This is a genomic window from Gordonia paraffinivorans (genome assembly GCF_900683595.1).
GTDB lineage: Bacteria > Actinomycetota > Actinomycetes > Mycobacteriales > Mycobacteriaceae > Gordonia > Gordonia paraffinivorans.
Map to the genome: position 1 here is coordinate 21574 of NZ_CAACYD010000001.1, position 18035 is coordinate 39608.

Annotated in this window: 15 protein-coding genes; 6 read left to right on the top strand and 9 right to left on the bottom strand. The window is 69.4% G+C overall.

Annotated elements, in window-relative coordinates:
* Window positions 1-34: 34 nt before the first annotated feature.
* The 7 genes from pheS to infC all read right to left on the bottom strand — a co-directional run bounded on the left by pheS (window position 35) and on the right by infC (window position 7532).
* Window positions 35-1087, bottom strand: a complete 1053-nt coding sequence (gene pheS, locus E1P53_RS00075; RefSeq protein ID WP_006901965.1) for a phenylalanine--tRNA ligase subunit alpha — start codon at window positions 1085-1087, stop codon at window positions 35-37.
* A gap of 190 nt (window positions 1088-1277) precedes the next feature.
* Entirely contained in the window at window positions 1278-2630 is a 1353-nt protein-coding gene (locus tag E1P53_RS00080) for an acyltransferase family protein (RefSeq protein WP_131733117.1), read from the bottom strand.
* 144 nt (window positions 2631-2774) lie between these two features.
* Entirely contained in the window at window positions 2775-5228 is a 2454-nt protein-coding gene (locus E1P53_RS00085) for a Tex family protein (protein ID WP_371830980.1), read from the bottom strand.
* Window positions 5229-5274: 46 nt separating this feature from the next.
* Window positions 5275-6084, bottom strand: a complete 810-nt coding sequence (locus E1P53_RS00090; RefSeq protein WP_131733119.1) for a TrmH family RNA methyltransferase — start codon at window positions 6082-6084, stop codon at window positions 5275-5277.
* 47 nt (window positions 6085-6131) lie between these two features.
* Window positions 6132-6512, bottom strand: a complete 381-nt coding sequence (gene rplT / locus E1P53_RS00095) for a 50S ribosomal protein L20 (protein WP_006901970.1) — start codon at window positions 6510-6512, stop codon at window positions 6132-6134.
* A 43-nt stretch (window positions 6513-6555) separates the two neighbouring features.
* Window positions 6556-6750 (bottom strand): 50S ribosomal protein L35, encoded by a 195-nt coding sequence (gene rpmI / locus E1P53_RS00100; RefSeq protein ID WP_006901971.1) that lies wholly within the window; start codon window positions 6748-6750, stop codon window positions 6556-6558.
* A gap of 122 nt (window positions 6751-6872) precedes the next feature.
* Window positions 6873-7532 (bottom strand): translation initiation factor IF-3, encoded by a 660-nt coding sequence (gene infC, locus E1P53_RS00105; RefSeq protein ID WP_165484379.1) that lies wholly within the window; start codon window positions 7530-7532, stop codon window positions 6873-6875.
* Between the two features lie 271 nt (window positions 7533-7803).
* On the opposite strand from infC, the gene E1P53_RS00110 reads away from it, so the two are divergent.
* Entirely contained in the window at window positions 7804-8229 is a 426-nt protein-coding gene (locus tag E1P53_RS00110) for a DUF1844 domain-containing protein (protein WP_006901973.1), read from the top strand.
* Between the two features lie 66 nt (window positions 8230-8295).
* Window positions 8296-8622, top strand: a complete 327-nt coding sequence (locus E1P53_RS00115) for a PspA domain-containing protein (RefSeq protein WP_131733120.1) — start codon at window positions 8296-8298, stop codon at window positions 8620-8622.
* 106 nt (window positions 8623-8728) lie between these two features.
* Here the strand turns inward: E1P53_RS00115 and uvrA are convergent, their stop codons facing one another.
* Window positions 8729-11611: an excinuclease ABC subunit UvrA gene (gene uvrA / locus E1P53_RS00120; RefSeq protein WP_131733121.1), complete on the bottom strand. Its 2883-nt coding sequence runs from the start codon at window positions 11609-11611 to the stop codon at window positions 8729-8731.
* A 285-nt stretch (window positions 11612-11896) separates the two neighbouring features.
* Between uvrA and E1P53_RS00125 the strand changes: the two genes are divergently transcribed.
* The gene (locus E1P53_RS00125) at window positions 11897-12592 is read left to right on the top strand and encodes an MBL fold metallo-hydrolase (RefSeq protein WP_006901976.1); all 696 of its coding nucleotides are present in this window, start codon (window positions 11897-11899) and stop codon (window positions 12590-12592) included.
* Between the two features lie 91 nt (window positions 12593-12683).
* Here E1P53_RS00125 and E1P53_RS00130 read toward each other — a convergent pair whose 3' ends face one another.
* Window positions 12684-13496 (bottom strand): hypothetical protein, encoded by an 813-nt coding sequence (locus E1P53_RS00130; RefSeq protein ID WP_006901977.1) that lies wholly within the window; start codon window positions 13494-13496, stop codon window positions 12684-12686.
* 296 nt (window positions 13497-13792) lie between these two features.
* On the opposite strand from E1P53_RS00130, the gene E1P53_RS00135 reads away from it, so the two are divergent.
* From E1P53_RS00135 to E1P53_RS00145, 3 genes are all read left to right on the top strand, one after another.
* A complete protein-coding gene (locus E1P53_RS00135) occupies window positions 13793-14875 on the top strand; it encodes a DoxX family protein (RefSeq protein WP_131733122.1) in 1083 nt (360 codons plus the stop codon).
* A 97-nt stretch (window positions 14876-14972) separates the two neighbouring features.
* Window positions 14973-15623, top strand: a complete 651-nt coding sequence (locus tag E1P53_RS00140; RefSeq protein ID WP_109239504.1) for a hypothetical protein — start codon at window positions 14973-14975, stop codon at window positions 15621-15623.
* On the top strand, window positions 15620-17974 hold the full coding sequence (locus E1P53_RS00145; RefSeq protein WP_131733123.1) for a HelD family protein: 2355 nt from the start codon (window positions 15620-15622) through the stop codon (window positions 17972-17974). The genes E1P53_RS00140 and E1P53_RS00145 overlap by 4 nt, the downstream gene beginning before the upstream one ends.
* The last annotated feature ends 61 nt before the right edge of the window (window positions 17975-18035 follow it).

Consider the following 18035-nt stretch of genomic DNA (forward strand, 5'->3'; position numbering starts at 1 on the left):
GTCGGGAGAAGTCTGTGAGGGTGCTCGCCGGTGATCAGGCCGCCGGGCCGAAGGGCAGGGTGAACCGGATGTCGCCCTCGACCATGTCGCGCATGTCGGAGATGTCGTTGCGGAACTGCAGCGTGCGCTCGAGGCCCATGCCGAAGGCGAAGCCGGAGTAGACGTCCGGGTCGATCCCGCTGGCCCGCAGGACGTTCGGGTTGACCATGCCGCAGCCGCCCCACTCGACCCAGCCGGGCCCGCCCTTCTTGCCCGGGAACCAGACGTCGACCTCGGCCGACGGCTCGGTGAACGGGAAGTAGGACGCGCGCATGCGCGTGGTGGTCTCGGGCCCGAAGAGGGCGCGCGCGAAGGTCTCCAGGGTGCCGCGAAGGTGGGCCAGCGTGAGGCCCTTGTCGACGGCGAGTCCCTCGATCTGGTGGAAGACCGGGGTGTGGGTGGCGTCGAGTTCGTCGGTGCGGAACGTCCGGCCCGGGCACGCGACGTAGATGGGGAGCTCGCGGTCGAGCATGGAGCGCACCTGCACCGGCGAGGTGTGCGTGCGCAGCACCTGACGCGACCCCTCGGGGGCGATGTAGAAGGTGTCCTGCATCGACCGCGCCGGGTGATCCGGCAGGAAGTTCAGCGCGTCGAAGTTGTGGTGCTCGGTCTCGACCTCGGGTCCCTCGGCGATCTCCCAGCCCATCCCGACGAAGACGTCGGCGACCTGTTCGGCGATCACGGTGATCGGGTGGCGCGCGCCGACCGGGCGGCGGCCGCTGGGAAGCGTGACGTCGACCGCCTCGGCGACCAGCACCGCCGCGTCGCGTTCGGCCTCGAGGGTCGTGGTGCGGAGTTCGAGTGCGGCGGTGACCCGCCCGCGGACCTGGTTGACGAGCTTGCCCGCCTCGGACCGCTGCTCCTTCGGAAGACTGCCGAGCGCGCGTCGTGCCAGGGCGATCGGCGACTTGTCCCCGAGGTGTGCCGTCTTCGCCGCGGCGAGCTGCTCGAGATCGGCCGCCGCCTCGAAGGCCTCGATCGCCGCTGCGGCGGCGGCCTCGAGGTCGTCGGGTCCAGGGAATACCGTTTCGTCGGCGGAAGTGGCCACGGTCGGCGAGCTCCTCATGCGTGGGTCGGTGGACGGACTGCGTCGTCGTCACGCGACGCGGTCCCGGGACCTTGGCTTTTTGCGTTCCCGGACCACCGTCGACGACGGCGATGACTCCCATCGAGGGTAGTCGACCGCCTCCTCGCCCTGACCTGCAGGGAGGAGTGACCAGCGCGCGACCGCACGCGCTCTACGTCCGCGGGCGGGCCTCGGGGTCGATGCCGAGCGCGAGGCAGCGGGCGCCGAGTGCACCGCCCGCGGCGATCAGCAGGTAAACCAGACCGTCGCCGACGAGGCCGGACCTCGCCACCATCAGCACCGCGATGCCGAGGACCACCACGAGCGACACCAGGGCCGCGTCGCGAGCCCGGCCCGCACGTCGGGCGACGGGGTCGTCCCACCACGGAAGGGGCCTGTTCTCCAGCGGGGAGAGCAGCACGAGGACCGGCACCATCAGGATCAGCAGCAACGCGGTCTGCGTCGCGACGACGATCGGGAACGACATGCTGTGCGCGTCGGCGCGGTCGAATCCGGCCGCCGCGCCGAGTGCGACGATCGCGGCGAGAACCGGCAGATGCCACAGGTACAGGGTCATCGCTCCCCGGTTGCCGAGGACGACCCACCACCAGACCCGCGGGCTGTCGGCGATGCCGGCCAGTACGCCCCGCAGCGCGATCGCCCCGGCGCAGAGGACGATCGCGTGGCCGGCGAGCAGCAGGCTGGGCGGGTTCATGTTCGACAGCTGCTGACCCGGCACCGTCACGAGCGACATCTCGTACGGCCCCCACACGACCAGGCAGATGTCGACGACGAGCGCGCACGCCGCGACGACCCCGGCGATCGCGGGTCGCAGGATCCGCTTGGCGTGGGCCACGCCGAGCACGGCGGGGAGAGTCCAGACGGTGAGGAAGCCCGCATAGCCGAGCCAGGACGGGCCGCCGGACAGGCGAACGGCGTCGACGAGCGCGGTACTCCCCCAGCACGCAGCGAGCGCGATCGCGATGTGGCCGGTCGTGCGGACCCGCTGCAGGAACGGGACGACGGCCAGAACGAGCAGGTAGGCTCCGAGGAACCAGAGCAGTTGCACGCTCAGGCGGGCGACGACGTCGACCGCGGCGTCGTGACCGGTGACCCCCAGGATCACCAGCGTGGCGACCACGGCGCTCAGATACCAGACCACTGGTCGGAGCAGGCGCTGGGCACGACCGAACAGCCACTGTCCGGCACTCGGTGCGTCGGTGGCGGCACGAGACCTCCATGCGTGCGTCGACGCGGCGGCTCCGGCGAAGAAGAACAGCGGCAGGACCTGCAACAACCAGGTCGCGGCTTGCAGTGCGGGTATCTCGCCGAGAGTGTTGCCGAGAAGGATCGAGTCCCCGGCGGTGTCGACCGTGAGCATGATCGAGTGACCGGCGACGACGACCAGCAACGAGACGATGCGGATGAGATCGATGTAGCGGTCGCGGTCACCGGTGAGGGCGGCGAGTTCGCGAGGCGTCGGGAGGCCGCGCGGGCGGGTCGAGACGGGCGTGATCGTGCGCATCCACCGAGTCTGACCGGCCGATTCACCGCGGACCTGAGCAGAATCACTCGGTCGCAGACGGCAAAATCGCGGGTCGGGCCCGAAGTCGCGACGCGGTGCGCGCGAGTCCGGGACCCGGTCCCGCGATTCGTCGGATCCGGTGCGTCAGTTGCCGAAACCCGCGCGCTTGAGCGCATCGGCCATCGCGCCGCCGGGAGCCGGACGACGGTCGTTGCGGTTGCCGCCCCGACCCTGGCCACGACCGCGCTGGTCGTTGCGGCGTCCCTGACCGCCGCCGCGGTTTCCTTCTCCGCGGGGCGGGCGTGACCCGCCCTTGCCGGTCGTGCCCGGCTCGTCGTCGAGGCGCAGGGACAGGCCGATGCGCTGGCGCTCGACGTCGACCTCCATGACCTTGACCTTCACGATGTCGCCGGACTTGACGATCTCGTGCGGGTCGGAGACGAAGCGATGAGCCATCGCCGACACATGGACGAGACCGTCCTGATGGACGCCCACGTCGACGAACGCGCCGAACGCGGCGACGTTGGTGACCTGTCCCTCGAGGATCATGCCGGGCTCGAGGTCGGAGACCTTCTCGATGCCGCTGGCGAAGGTCGCCGTCTTGAACTCGGGACGCGGGTCGCGGCCGGGCTTGTCGAGCTCGGAGATGATGTCGACCACGGTCGGGCGACCGAAGGTCTCGTCGACGAAGTCGTCGGGACGCAGCTTGGTCAGCGTGGCGGTGTCACCGATGAGCGAACGCACGTCGGTGCCGACCTTCTCCAGGATCCGGGTCACCACCGGGTACGCCTCCGGGTGCACCGCCGATGCGTCGAGCGGGTTGTCGCCGTCGGTGATCCGGAGGAAGCCCGCGCACTGCTCGAACGCCTTGGGCCCCAGGCGCGGAACCTCGGTGATCTGCTTGCGGTTGCGGAACGCCCCGTTCGAATCCCGATACGACACGATCGACTCCGCCAGGCTCGGGGTGATGCCTGACACGCGCGAGAGCAGCGGGACCGAGGCGGTGTTGACGTCGACGCCGACCGCGTTCACCGCGTCCTCGACCACCGCGCCCAGCGACCGGGCGAGCAGCGTCTCGGACACGTCGTGCTGGTACTGGCCCACGCCGATCGACTTCGGGTCGATCTTCACCAGCTCGGCGAGCGGATCCTGCAGGCGCCGGGCGATGGACACCGCGCCGCGCAACGACACGTCGAGGTCGGGCAGCTCCTTGGACGCGTACGCCGACGCCGAGTACACCGACGCGCCGGCCTCGGAGACGACGACCGTCGTGGGCGGGGTCTTGCCCGCCGCCTTGATCGCGGCCACGAGTTCACCCGCGAGCGCGTCGGTCTCTCGGGAGGCCGTGCCGTTGCCGATGGCGATCAGCTCGACGCCGTGCTTCTGCACGAGCGCGCCGAGCACGGCGAGCGCACCGGCCTTGTCCCGGCGCGGTTCGTGCGGGTAGATGGTGGCGGTGTCGACGACCTTGCCGGTCTCGTTGACCACCGCGACCTTCACGCCGGTGCGGAGACCGGGATCGAGGCCCATCGTGGTGCGCGCACCGGCCGGTGCGGCGAGCAGCAGGTCCTTGAGGTTGGTCGCGAACACCGCGACCGCGTCGGCCTCCGCCTGCTGGCGCAACCGGGTGCGGATGTCGATGGACAACCCGACGAAGAGCTTGGTGCGCCAGGCCCACCGCACGGTGTCGGCGAGCCAGCGATCGGCGGGGCGCCCCTGATCGGAGATGCCGAACCGGGCGGCGATGAGCTGCTCGTAGATGCCGGGCCCGGCCGGGCGCTCGGCGGCCTCGGGATCGGGGTCGAGGGTGACGCTCAGGATCTCCTCGCGCTCACCGCGCAGCACGGCGAGCACGCGGTGCGACGGGATCGTGGTGAACGGCTCGGAGTACTCGAAGTAGTCGGCGAACTTGGCGCCCGCGGACTCCTTGCCCTCACGGACGGCAGTCCGCAGAACGCCCTTCTGCCACATCAGCTCACGGAGTTCGCCGACGAGATCGGCGTCCTCGGCGATGCGCTCCACGGCGATCGCCCGGGCACCGTCGAGCTGCTCGGCGGTGAAGGTCGACGGGTCGGTGTTCGGATCCGACAGCAGGGCGTCGGCGACGGGCTCGTGCCCGGCCTCGCGCGCGATCTGGGCCTTGGTGCGCCGCTTGGGCTTGTAGGGCAGGTAGATGTCCTCGAGCCGCGCCTTGGTGTCGGCGGCGAGGATGCGCGCGTCGAGCTCGGCGTCGAGCTTGCCCTGGGCGGCGATGGACTCGCGTACGGCCTGGCGCCGTGCCTCGAGGTCGCGAAGGTAGGCGAGACGCTCTTCGAGCGTGCGCAGCTGGGCGTCGTCGAGGCCGCCGGTCGCCTCCTTGCGGTAGCGCGCGACGAACGGGACCGTCGACCCGCCGTCGAGCAGCTCGATCGCCGCACGGACCTGGCCGACTCCGACGTTGAGTTCGGTGGCGATCGCCGTCGCGACGCGGGCGTTGACCACGGCCGGATCAGGGGCCGGAACGGTCTGAGGGGTCGCGGGCGTCTCTGTCTGCTGCGCCCCGGCGACGGGGGCGGACGCCGAGGCGGACTCGGTTGACGGCACGGACTCGGGTGACACGGTTTCTGACACGATCGCCGACCCTACCGGCCGCGTCGGACAGCTGTCAGCCGCGACCCACCGCGTTGTGGATCCGCGCACTCTCGTACAGGCAGATCGCCGCTGCGGCGGCCACATTCAGGCTCTCCGCGCGGCCGCGGATGGGGATCGACACCCGGTGGTGGGCGACGCGCTGGACCTCCGGCGACAGGCCGTGGGCCTCGTTGCCGAACAGCCAGCCGATCCGGCCGGCGAGCACCTCGTCGGCGTGGTCGAGGTTCACCTCGCCGTCGGCGGCCGTGGCGAGCAGCGTGATGCCCGACGCCGCGATCGTCGCGAGACCCTCGGCCACCCGCCTCTCGCGCACCACCGGCACGGTGAAGACCGTCCCCGCGCTCGCGCGGACGCACTTGCCGTTGTGGGGGTCGACGGAGTCGCCGAGCAGGACCACCGCGTCGGCGCCCATCGCATCGGCGCAGCGGATCAGGGTGCCGGCGTTGCCGGGCTCACGGGGCTCGACCGCGATCGCCAGCAGACGCGGCTCGTCGGCGAGCACGTCGGCCAGCGACGCGTCCAGGAGCCGACACACGGCGAAGACGCCGGGCGGTGTGGTGGTCTCGGACAGTTTCGACGCCGCACGCCCGGAGATCAGCAGGACCGGCACTCCCCCGGCCTCGGCGGTCTCGACGATCGCGCGGTGACGATCGAGATGCTCTTCCGCCACCAGCACCGTCTCCGCCTTCTCGACGGCCAGGGCGGTCTCCACCGCGTTCGACCCCTCGGCGAGGAATCGGCCCTGCTCGCGCCTGGCGGCGGCGCGGTGGAGCTTGGCAAACGACACGACCCGCGAGGATCGCTCGGACAGGATCTCCGTCATCGGGACATCCTCCGCGCGACTCGCGGGTCGTGTGCGGTGTTGCTCAATCAGGCAGCCGGGGCGTTGACGTCGGCCGGCAGGGCCTTGCGGGCGACCTCGACCAGGCCGGTGAAGGCCTCGGGATCGGTCACCGCGATGTCGGCGAGGACCTTGCGGTCGACCTCGACACCGGCGGCCTTCAGGCCCTGGATAAAGCGGTTGTAGGTGATGTCGTTGGCGCGGGCCGCAGCGTTGATGCGGGCGATCCACAGCTTGCGGAACTCACCCTTGCGGGCACGACGGTCCCGGTAGGCGTAGTTCAGCGAGTGGAGCTGCTGCTCCTTGGCCTTGCGGTACAGGCGCGACCGCTGACCGCGGTAGCCCTTCGAGGCCTCGAGGGTGGTCCGACGCTTCTTCTGGGCGTTGACGGCCCTTTTCACGCGTGCCATGTTCTAGATCCTTTTGCTCGTCAGATGTCCGGGGTCGCTCGCGTCAGCGGTTCAGCAGGCGCTTGATACGCGGCGCGTCGTTGTCGCTGACGACGGTGGTGCCGTCGAGGCGACGAGTGCGCTTGGAGGGCTTGTGCTCCAGGAGGTGGCGGCGGTTGGCCTTCTGGCGGACGATCTTGCCGCTGCCGGTCACCTTGAACCGCTTCGCGGTGCCCTTGTGGGTCTTGCTCTTAGGCATTTTCTTCCTTCTGTCGGGCGAACGCGGGCAACCGAACCTGACCAGGTACGGCTGGAATCCCGGGTTCACGTCTCGTGATCACGGCCGGCGCGGGGCATGTGCTCCCCGCCCGGCCGATCGGCTCAGCTCTCGTCCGCGGGGGCGTCGGCCTTCTTCTGGCCTCCGCCGGAACGTTCGCGGCTCTCTTGCGCCTTCTGGCGGGTCTTCGCTCCCTTGTGCGGGGCGAGGACCATCGTCATGTTGCGACCGTCCTGCTTGGCTGCGGTCTCGACGTAGCCGTAGTCGGCGACGTCGTTGCCCAGGCGCTGCAGCAACCGGTAGCCGAGTTCCGGACGCGACTGCTCACGGCCGCGGAACATGATCGTGACCTTCACCTTGGACCCGTCCTTGAGGAACCGGATGACGTGACCCTTCTTGGTCTCGTAATCGTGGTCGTCGATCTTGGGCCGGAGCTTCTGCTCCTTGATGACGGTCATCTGCTGATTGCGGCGTGCTTCACGCTGCTTCTGGGCCGCCTCGTACTTGAACTTGCCGTAGTCCATGATCTTGCAGACCGGCGGACGGGCGTCCGGGGCCACCTCGACCAGGTCGAGGTCGGCCTCGTAGGCCAAGCGAAGCGCATCTTCAACACGCACGATGCCCACCTGCTCCGAGTTGGGTCCGACGAGTCGGACCTCAGGGACGCGGATGCGCTCGTTGATGCGGGTCTCAGTGCTGATGGGGCCTCCTAGTTCAATCCTGCAGTGGTAACCGTCGCGTCGTCGCGCGGGGGCCGTAGGCAGGAGATCCGAGTGTGAAACCCTCAGCAAGAGAGCCCCGGGACACAGGTCCGCGGGGCTCCGATACCGACCGATTCGCATCGCCGCGTGTTCGCGTGGCGACTGCCGACGTCGTGCGACACATCGACGAGGATGTGGTCGTGACCGTCGGCGTGAACCGGACCGAGCAACTGCGATCTCGACTGGCGAGGACTCGCGTCACACGGTGGGAGCGGAACTCCACTTACGACCCCGGCGCATCCCAGGGCGGTCGTGCTATGGGAGTCTATCAGCCATGGCCGAGAACTCCTATTCGTCACCAGCACCGGAACCCCAGAAGGGTGCGACGGGCAGTGGCACCGGCGCGGAAGACGCGGCGCACACTGAGGCAGAGAACGTCCGCGACCTGCAGGATATTCCGGCGATCGAGGTGATCACCCGGTCCATCGTGATGCTGATGAGCGCCTCGGCGGAGAAGCTCGGCCTGGCCGAGGGCACCCCCGAGGACAAGATCGACCTCCCCGAGGCCCGGGTCCTGATCAACGCGCTCGCCGGCCTGGTCGACGCCTCGAAGGCCGACCTCGGCATCCACGCCGCGCCGATCCGCGACGGCCTGAAGAGCCTGCAGCTGGCGTTCCGCGAGGCCAGCGCCTACCCCGACGAGCCGGGCGAGGGTCCCGGCGAGAAGTACACCGGGCCGGTCCGGGCGCCGAGGAAATAGGTTTCGGCCTCACCTGGTGGGCCGAGCGTGCCGACGACACATGCCGAAACCGCTTACCCTGACGGTATGACCACCCCAGGAGAATCCGGCACCCACGGCACGCAGCCCGCGGGCACCCCGTCGGACGACATCGTCGACGCCGAGATCGTGCCGGGCCCGGTGACCGGGGCCCCGTTGCCGGGCTCTCTCCCGGACCCGGACTACACCGAGGACGGCATCCCGACCTTCGACTACGTGCGGGAGAAGATCGAGAACCGCATCACGACGGCCATCGGATCGCAGGAGCTCGCCGAGGCCACGCCCGAGGGACAGAGCGTCGACGAGATGGTGCGCAAGCGCGACGAGGCCGCCAAGAAGCGCCTCGAGGAGATCCGCAAGTCGATGGGCAAGTAGCCCGCCGGCGCCATTCGAGTCTCAGCAGAATCGCCACTTCCGGACCGAGTCGCTGGGTGAAACCCGCGATCCTGTACCAGAAGTGGCGATTCCTCTTGCGGTTGCGTCAGCCGGCCGACGCGACCGTCTGGTCGACGTCGAGGATCTCGGCGAGGAACTTGCCGGTGTGGCTGCCGGGCGCGACCGCGATGTCCTCTGGCGTGCCCTCGGCGACGACCATGCCGCCGCCGCTGCCGCCCTCGGGACCCATGTCGATGATCCAGTCGGCGGTCTTGATGACGTCGAGGTTGTGCTCGATGGTGATGACCGTGTTGCCCTTGTCGACCAGTCCGTTGATCACCGCGAGCAGTTTCTTGATGTCCTCGAAGTGCAGGCCGGTGGTCGGCTCGTCGAGGATGTAGATCGTCCGGCCCGACGAGCGCTTCTGCAGCTCGGCGGCCAGCTTCACGCGCTGCGCCTCGCCGCCGGACAGCGTCGGCGCCGGCTGACCGAGGCGGACGTAGCCGAGGCCCACGTCGACGAGTGTCTTGAGGTACCGGTGAATCGAGGTGACCGGCTCGAAGAAGTCGGCGGCCTCCTCGATCGGCATGTCGAGGACCTCCGCGATGGTCTTGCCCTTGTAGTGGACCTCGAGCGTCTCGCGGTTGTAGCGGGCGCCGTGGCACACCTCGCACGGGACGTAGACGTCCGGCAGGAAGTTCATCTCGATCTTGATCGTGCCCTCGCCGGTGCACGCCTCGCAGCGGCCGCCCTTGACGTTGAACGAGAAGCGGCCCGGCTGGTAGCCGCGGACCTTCGCCTCTGTGGTGGCGGCGAACAGGGTGCGGATCTTGTCGAAGACGCCGGTGTAGGTCGCCGGGTTGGACCGCGGGGTGCGACCGATCGGCGACTGGTCGACCTGCACGAGCTTGTCGAGGTTGTCGAGTCCCTTGACGCGCGTGTGCCGGCCGGGCACCTGCCGCGCGCCGTTGAGCTTGTTGGCCAAGACCGTCGCGAGGATGTCGTTGACCAGCGTCGACTTGCCCGACCCGGACACACCGGTGACCGCGGTCAGCACGCCGAGCGGGAACGACACGTCGATGCCGCGCAGGTTGTGTTCGCGGGCGCCGACGACGGTCAGCTGCCGCTTGCGGTCGATGGGTCGGCGGATCTCCGGGATCGCCAGCTCCTCGCGGCCCGACAGGTATGCGCCGGTCAGCGACCTCTTGTTCTTGAGCAGGTCCTTGTAACTGCCCGAGTGCACGACCTCGCCGCCGTGCTCGCCCGCGCGCGGGCCGATGTCGACGATCCAGTCGGCGGCGCGGATGGTGTCCTCGTCGTGTTCGACGACGATCAGCGTGTTACCCAGATCCCGCAGGCGGGTGAGGGTCTCGATGAGTCGTCGGTTGTCGCGCTGGTGCAGGCCGATCGACGGCTCGTCGAGGACATAGAGGACGCCGGCGAGGCCGGAGCCGATCTGCGTCGCGAGCCGGATGCGCTGGGCCTCACCGCCGGACAGCGAACCTGCCGCGCGCGACAGCGACAGGTACTCCAGACCGACGTCGAGCAGGAACCGGATGCGGGCCTGGACCTCTTTGAGGACGCGTCCGGCGATCGCGGCCTGACGTTCGTCGAGGTGCAGGTTGTCCAGGAAGTCGGCGCATTCGGCGACGGAGAGCGCACAGACCTCGGCGATCGACTTCGCCCCGTACTCGGGGTGGTCGAGCGTGACGGCCAGGATCTCCGGGCGCAGGCGTGCGCCCTCGCACGCGGGGCACGGCACGTCGCGCATGTACCCCTCGTATCGCTCCTTCATCTGCTCGGACTCGGTCTGCTCCATCCGGCGCTCGAGGAACGACATCACCCCCTCGAACTCGGTGTAGTACGAGCGGGTGCGTCCGTAGCGGTTGCGGAACTTCACGTGGACCTGGTGGTCGCTGCCGTTGAGCAGCGCGCGCCGGGCCTTGACCGGCAGCTTCTTCCACGGGGTGTTGACGTCGAAGCCCATCTGGTCGGCCAGACCCGACATCAGCCGCAGGAAATAGTCGGCGTTGCGGCCGGTCGACCACGGCGCGATCGCACCCTCGGCCAGCGACAGGTCGGGGTCCGGGACGACGAGGTCCTCGTCGACCTCCTTGCGAACGCCGAGGCCGTCGCACTCCGGGCAGGCGCCGTAGGGCGAGTTGAACGAGAAGGATCGCGGTTCGAGATCGTCGATGGCGATCGGGTGCATGTTGGGGCACGCCATCTTCTCCGAGAAGCGGCGCTCGCGGTTCGGGTCGTCCTCGTCGAGGTCGACGAAGTCGAGCACGATGATCCCGTCGGCCAGGCGCAGGCCGGTCTCGACCGAGTCGGTGAGGCGCTGCTTGGCACTGGGCTTGACGACGAGGCGGTCGACGACGACCTCGATGTCGTGCTTCTCCTGCTTCTTCAGCTTCGGCGGATCGGTCAGCTGGTGGACGACGCCGTCGATGCGGGCACGCGAGAAGCCCTGGGTCTGCAGCTCGGCGAAGAGGTCGACGAACTCGCCCTTGCGCGTGCGGACCACCGGCGCGAGCACCTGGAATCGGGTGCCCTCCTCCATCGCGAGGACCTGGTCGACGATCTGCTGCGGCGTCTGCTTGGCGATCGGCTCGCCGCATTCCGGGCAGTGGGCCTTTCCGGCGCGCGCGTAGAGGAGGCGGAGGTAGTCGTAGACCTCGGTGATGGTGCCGACCGTCGACCGCGGGTTGCGGTTGGTCGACTTCTGGTCGATCGACACCGCCGGCGAGAGCCCCTCGATGAAGTCGACGTCGGGTTTGTCCATCTGGCCGAGGAACTGCCGGGCGTAGGCCGACAGCGACTCGACGTAACGGCGTTGTCCCTCGGCGAAGATCGTGTCGAAGGCGAGCGACGACTTGCCCGAGCCCGACAATCCGGTGAACACGATGAGGCTGTCCCGGGGAAGGTCGACATCGACACCGCGAAGGTTGTGTTCGCGGGCACCTCGGACGATCAGACGATCAACCACTGCAGTCCTAACATTCTTTTCGAGTCACAGGTCCATCGAGCTCAGGGCGCACGCGCGGCGCATGGGCACCATATCGGCAGGTACCGACAAGCCGTCTCGACGGCGTAGACCCGTTGGGGATTCGCAGTCCGAGGGCCGGAGGATCGGTCTCGCCACCCGTGCCATACACCATCGAACCGATAGTCCACGATACCCGTGCTCAGAGCGCGTCCGGCCGTCGCGAGCGTCACACGACACGGCGGTGACGGGCGCGATGGCGACCGCGCGGTGTCATAGCCTTTCCCCATGACCTCCGCGACACCGATCAGCGACGACTACACCGGCGACCTCTCCGAGTCCAAGACCCCGCAACGCCGCACCCTCGGCAAGGCCACGATCGTGAAGCTCTCGGTCGGGCCGATGGACAACAACGTCTACATCGTCACCTCGAAGGCGACGGGTGATCAGCTGATCATCGACGCCGCGAACGACGCCGAGACGATCATCGCCACGCTCGACGCGATCGGCGGAAAGCCCGCCCTCATCTTCACCACCCATCAGCACTTCGACCATGTCCAGGCCCTCGAGGCGGTCGCCGAGCACACCGGCGCCCCGACCGCCGCCGGCCGCCACGATGCCCCGGAGATCCCGGTGGCCCCGGACCGCCTCGTCGACGACGGCGACGTCATCGAGATCGGCGACCTCCGGTTCGAGGCGATCCACCTCGTCGGCCACACCCCCGGGTCGATCGCCCTCGCGCTGACCGACACCACCGCCGACGGCGAGGAGGTCGTGCAGCTGTTCACCGGCGACTCGTTGTTCCCCGGAGGCGTCGGCAAGACGTGGCAGCCCGGCGACTTCGAGAAACTCCTCGACGACGTGTCAACCAAGATCTTCGACCGGTTCGGGGACTCGACGGTGGTCTACCCCGGGCACGGCAAGGACACCACGCTCGGTGCCGAGCGCCCGCACCTGCCGGAGTGGCGCGAGCGCGGCTGGTGAGCCCGCGCACACCCGCCGCCGTTCCGCATTCCTGCCCCGGCATCGGCCGGAGGGGTTCACGCAAACGGTGGTGGGTCCGGCCGATCGGGCGCTACTGCCCCTCGTCGATCCGGTGCTTGTCGACGAGCGCCTTGAGCTCGTGGAACGCCGCTGCCCGCGCCTTCACGACGTCGGCGGATTCCGAGCCCTCCTCGGCCGGCGTGGCAGGCGAACCGTAGAGGACGGTGCCGAGGCGGCCGCGTAGCTCCTCGCGTCGCCTCGCGTCCTCGGCGTTCTCGCGTTCCTCGCGCAACGCGCGGTCGATGTCCTCGGCCTGCCGCGCGCACTCTCCGATGAGCTCGACACGACGCTGGACCGATTGCTCGAGGGCTGCGACGGTCCGCCGCGCGTCGTCGAGCATCTGCTCGTCGGTCCTGGTGAACCTGCGGATCCCGGCTGCGCCGGCCATCACCTTCCGGATCTCCTCCGCGCGACGCAGGTTCGCCGCTATCGACCAGAGATCTGCCCGGAAGTCGAAGTCGGCCGGGTCCCCCAGCCAGCCGGCGCGGGCCGCCTCGGATCCGGCGATCCGCGCGATCGCCGCCTCGGCGGATTCGTAGAGCCGGGCACCGTCCGAGCCGAAGTCGATCTCGCGCTGACGCTTCTCGGCTTCGAGACGCCGGGCCTTCTCCTTCTCCCGCTCGTCCGACCACCACGACCAGATCCCGAGGCTCACCAGGCCGATCAGGTAGATGGATTCCAGGACCCAACCCGTCGCCGTTCGCGCCGTGGACGGATTGTCCGCTCCGAACTCCACCGCGAGCCAGGTGCCGAGGTAGTACGGCCACGCGAGTGCGCAGAACACGGCGACCAGCACGATCCCCACGACGATGGCGCTGCCGTTGTCACTCTTCTTGGAGCCCACGCGCCGAATCCTAGGACGCACCCACGACATCGAGCGGGTGGATATGAGACGAGTCGCAACGTCCTCGGCGGGCCGTGACGGCCGGTGTTTGACCTTCTCCCCCACCGGATACGTGGTCTGACGAAGCGCACTGTGTTCGCGATCTGGGACGGATATCCCCGAAAGGATCACGAAGAGTCGATTCACCAGCACATATCCGAAGGACGGGTAGCGTTGACGAGGCCCATCGCTCTGACCCCGAAGTCAGCGCGACCCGACGGATCTCGAACCGCATCGACTGAAGAAGGTTGTGACCGATGATTCTCCGCCGTATCGCCCGCCCGCTCCTCGCCTCCGCGTTCATCGCGCAAGGCGTCGAGACGATTCGCAGCCCCAAACCGATCGCGCAGTCCGCGGAGCCGGTCGTCGACCGGGCTCGCACCGCGTTGCCGCCCGAGGTGGCGGAGAAGATCCCGGAGGACACCGAGACCCTGGTGAAGATCAACGCCGCCGCCCAGATCGGCGGCGGCATCCTGCTCGCCACCGGCAAATTGCCGCGACTGGCGTCGGTGGTGCTGGCCGGCACCCTGGTCCCGACGACCGCAGCGGGCACCGATTTCTGGAACGAGGCCGATCCGGTCCGCAAGCAGGCCCAGCGCGACGCGTTCGTCAAGAACGTCGGCCTGCTCGGCGGAGTCCTGCTCGCCGCGGTGGACACCGAGGGCAAGCCGTCGCTGGCATGGCGTGGCCGGCAGAAGGCGCAGGCCGTCGCCGCGGCACTGCCGATCGGCACCGCCGCCGGCCACTCGACGTGGGACTCGCTGCGCGAACGCACCCATGAGGGTGCCGAGCTGGTCGGCGAGCGGTCCGTCGAGGCCGGCGAGCTGCTGAGCAAGGGCGCGCATCTGCTCTCGGAGCGTTCGGCGGAGGCGGCCGAGCGGTTCCGCGAGCACGCCCCGGAGATCGCCGAGGCAGCGCAGAAGCGTTCGCAGGAGATCGCCGAGCGCGCCGCGGAGACCGCCGAGCTCCTACGCGAGCGTGCTCCCGAACTCGCCGACGCGGCACTCGAGCGTTCGACCGAGATCGCCGAGACCGCCCGCAAGCGCGCACCGATCCTCGCTCGCAAGGCGCGCAAGCGCGCACCCGAGATCGCCGACGCCGCCCGCGAGCTCGCCGACATCGCCCGCGACCGTTCCGCGGAACTCGCCGAGGTCGCCCGCAAGCGTGCCCCCGAACTGGGCGATGTCGTCCGCGATCGTTCGGCGGAGCTCGCCGAGATCGCGCGTCAGCGCTCGGCCGAACTCGCCGAGACCGCGCGTCAGCTCGCGGCCGCCGCCGAGGAGTCCGCGGCTCACACCGCCGACGAGGGACGCAAGCGCTGGCGCAAGGCCCGCGCCTGATCGAGCGCGGCCCGTCACACCGCTCGGTCCGAGAACGACGCTGAGTACGAACCAGAACAGACCGGACGCGGCGCACCCACCGGAGGACTACCCGTGGGTGCCCGCGTCCGTTCTGCTGCAGCCGCTCGGGTCCGTGGCCCCGCCGCCGAACTCGCGTCTGGTCATGGCCGTCGGCTCGAATGCCGCCCCGAGCGTTCTCCGGCGTAAGCTGGACCATCTCGGTGACGCGGTGGAACCCGCCCTCTGCAGGGTGCGGGTCGCCAACATCACAGTGGGCCATTCCGCCCACGTCGCGGCTCGCGGATACATCCCCGCAGCACCTGTTCACGCAGGTCAGGGCGTGTTGACGACCGTCGGTGCATGGCTGACGCCGTCGCAGACCGAGGCTCTGGACCGCACCGAACCCAACTACGATCGACGGACAGTGAACACGCACGACCATCCCCTCCAGCTCGCAGACCGCCTGCCGGGCGTCCCCACTCCGGACGAGTTCGACCTCTACGTCTCACGTCATGGAGTCCTGGCCGACCCCGACGGCGGTTCCGTGCTGCCCTTCGGCGATCAGCCGACCGTGCTGGCGTGGCTCGCACGCCGATTGGGAGTGACCGAACTCGACGGTCCGCCCGCCGACGTCTGTGCGCGGCTGGCGACCGGCGACCTCGGTGCCCGGGTGACCGGTCTCATGCGCGCCGCGGGGTTGTCGCAGCCGGCCTGGCCGTCCCTCGCCGCGGACGGAGGCGCCCGATGACCGCGCTCTCCCCGGACACCGACCCCAGGCTCGCCGAGGAACAGCACCACCTCGACCGGGTCTACGGTCGCCTCGACCGCATGCGCCAGACCACGAGGCGTCGGCTCTCCGCAACGCTCAGCGAACGCGGCGGGACCCCGCAGGCCCTGTCCGAGCGCGAGTCGTACGAGCGGATGTACATCGAGGACCTCGCGAAGATCGATGCCGCCGAGCACAACCTGTATTTCGGCCGACTCGACCTCGAGGACGGCGAGATCCGCCGCATCGGCCGCATCGGCATCCTCGACGACGGACTCGGCGACGACGGGTCGCTCGACGACTCGGCGACCGACGCCACCCTGCTCCTCGACTGGCGCGCACCACTCGCACGGCCGTTCTACCTCGCGACCCCGGCGTCCCCCGAAGGTGTGTCGCGCCGTCGTCACATCCGCACCCGAAACCGCAAGGTGCGCGGCGTCAGCGACGAATCGCTCATCGCCGGCGACGCCGTGCTCGACGACCTCGGACACGGCGACGTCGTGAACGAGTCGGCACTCGTCGCGGCGCTCAACGCAGCCCGCACCGGCGAGATGACCGACATCGTCGAGACCATCCAGCGCGAGCAGGACCTGATCATCCGGTCCACCCATCGCGGTGTGACGGTCATCCAGGGCGGGCCGGGCACCGGCAAGACCGCGGTCGCGCTGCACCGCGCCGCCTACCTGCTGTACACGCATCGCGAGATCCTCTCGCGCAGCGGCATTCTCATCATCGGCCCGAACGACGACTTCTTGAACTACATCGGACAGGTGCTGCCGTCGCTCGGCGAGTCGGGGGTGCTGCTCTCGACGATCGGCGACCTGTTCCCCGGCGTCCGTGCCCGCGCCGAGGACCCGCGCGCCACGGCCGCGATCAAGGGCAGCCTGCGGATGGTCGACGTCATGAAGAAGGCCGTCCGCGCGAAGCAGGCGTTGCCGTCCAAGCCCGAGTCGATCGACTTCGACGGCTATCGCGTCGAGATCGACTCCGCGCTCATCAAGGCCGCGCGCGCGAAGGCGCGTGCCTCGCGCCGTCCGCACAACCAGGCCCAACCGGCGTTTCTGAAGGCCGGTTTCGCCGAACTGGCGGCGCGCCACGCGTCGGCCATCGGGTCCAGCCTGCTCGACGGTTCGCAGTTGCTCAGCCCGGGCGACATCGCCGACATCCGCGACGACATGAGCCGCGACCCCGAGATCCGGGCCGCCCTCCTGAAGTACTGGCCGACCCTGACCCCGCAGGACATGCTGCGGGAGTTCCTCTCGGATGCCAAGGCGATCCGCAAGGCGACCACCGGGTGGAGCGACGAGGACCGCGCCGCGCTGTACCGCAAGCCGCGGACGTACTCCGGCGAGGGCGAGGACTTCTCCCCCGCGGACGTGCCGCTTCTCGACGAACTCGCGGAGCTCGTCGGCTACGGAACCGACGACGCCGAGCGTGCCGAACGCGCCCGCTGGCGCCGGCAACTCGCCGAGGCCCAGGATGCGCTCGACATTCTGACCGGTTCGGCGCCACAGGATCTCGAGGACGAACTCGATCCCGAGATCCTCATGGCCTACGACCTGATCGACGCCGAACAGCTCGCGGCCCGACAGACCGAGACGAAGCGCCTGACCACCGCGGAGCGGGCCTATGGCGACCGCAGCTGGACGTTCGGTCACGTGATCGTCGACGAGGCGCAGGAGCTCTCGCCGATGGCGTGGCGGATGGTGATGCGCCGCATCCCGAATCGCTGGATGACCATCATCGGCGACACCGCCCAGACCTCCGACGAGGCGGGCACCCGGTCGTGGGGCGAGGTCCTGGAACCGTATGTGGCCAAGCGGTGGCAGTTCAAGGAACTCACGGTCAACTACCGCACCCCCGCCGAGATCATGACCTATGCGGCCCGTGTCCTGGACGAGATCGGCAACGGTGAGACGCCGCCGACGTCGTTGCGCAGCAACGGGATCGAACCGCTCGCCGTGTCGATCGGATCCGACGACACCTCCGAGATCGCCGAGGGGATCCTGCGCGCGGTCGATCTCGCCGAGCCGGAGGGCCTCACCGCGGTCGTGGTACCGGACTCGCTTCTGGAGACGGTGACCTCGGCGCTCGACCCCGCATCCTTCGAGGCGAAGGACGTCGAGGTGCCGAAGGTCTACACCGTGCGGTCCTGCAAGGGCCTCGAGTTCGACACGACCATCGTCGTCGAACCCGCCGAGATCGTGGCCCAGTCGCCACGTGGTCTCAGCGACCTGTACGTCGCCCTCACCCGCGCCACCCAGCGTCTCCTCGTCGTCCACGCGGAGGAACTCCCCGAGTCGCTGTCCGACATGCCTGCCGTCGCAGGCTGAGCGGCCCGGGGGCCGGACGCACCGCACGACGCTGCGACGACCCGACCGGGCTTTCGAGACC

Excerpts from the sequence above, each read along its gene's own strand:
- E1P53_RS00115 (WP_131733120.1), top strand. The coding sequence starts at position 8,296 with ATGACCACCCCAGGAGAATCCGGCACCCACGGCACGCAGCCCGCGGGC.
- E1P53_RS00080 (WP_131733117.1), bottom strand. The coding sequence starts at position 2,630 with ATGCGCACGATCACGCCCGTCTCGACCCGCCCGCGCGGCCTCCCGACG.
- E1P53_RS00125 (WP_006901976.1), top strand. The coding sequence starts at position 11,897 with ATGACCTCCGCGACACCGATCAGCGACGACTACACCGGCGACCTCTCC.
- E1P53_RS00135 (WP_131733122.1), top strand. The coding sequence starts at position 13,793 with ATGATTCTCCGCCGTATCGCCCGCCCGCTCCTCGCCTCCGCGTTCATC.
- E1P53_RS00090 (WP_131733119.1), bottom strand. The coding sequence starts at position 6,084 with ATGACGGAGATCCTGTCCGAGCGATCCTCGCGGGTCGTGTCGTTTGCC.
- rpmI (WP_006901971.1), bottom strand. The coding sequence starts at position 6,750 with ATGCCTAAGAGCAAGACCCACAAGGGCACCGCGAAGCGGTTCAAGGTG.
- E1P53_RS00145 (WP_131733123.1), top strand. The coding sequence starts at position 15,620 with ATGACCGCGCTCTCCCCGGACACCGACCCCAGGCTCGCCGAGGAACAG.
- E1P53_RS00110 (WP_006901973.1), top strand. The coding sequence starts at position 7,804 with ATGGCCGAGAACTCCTATTCGTCACCAGCACCGGAACCCCAGAAGGGT.
- rplT (WP_006901970.1), bottom strand. The coding sequence starts at position 6,512 with ATGGCACGCGTGAAAAGGGCCGTCAACGCCCAGAAGAAGCGTCGGACC.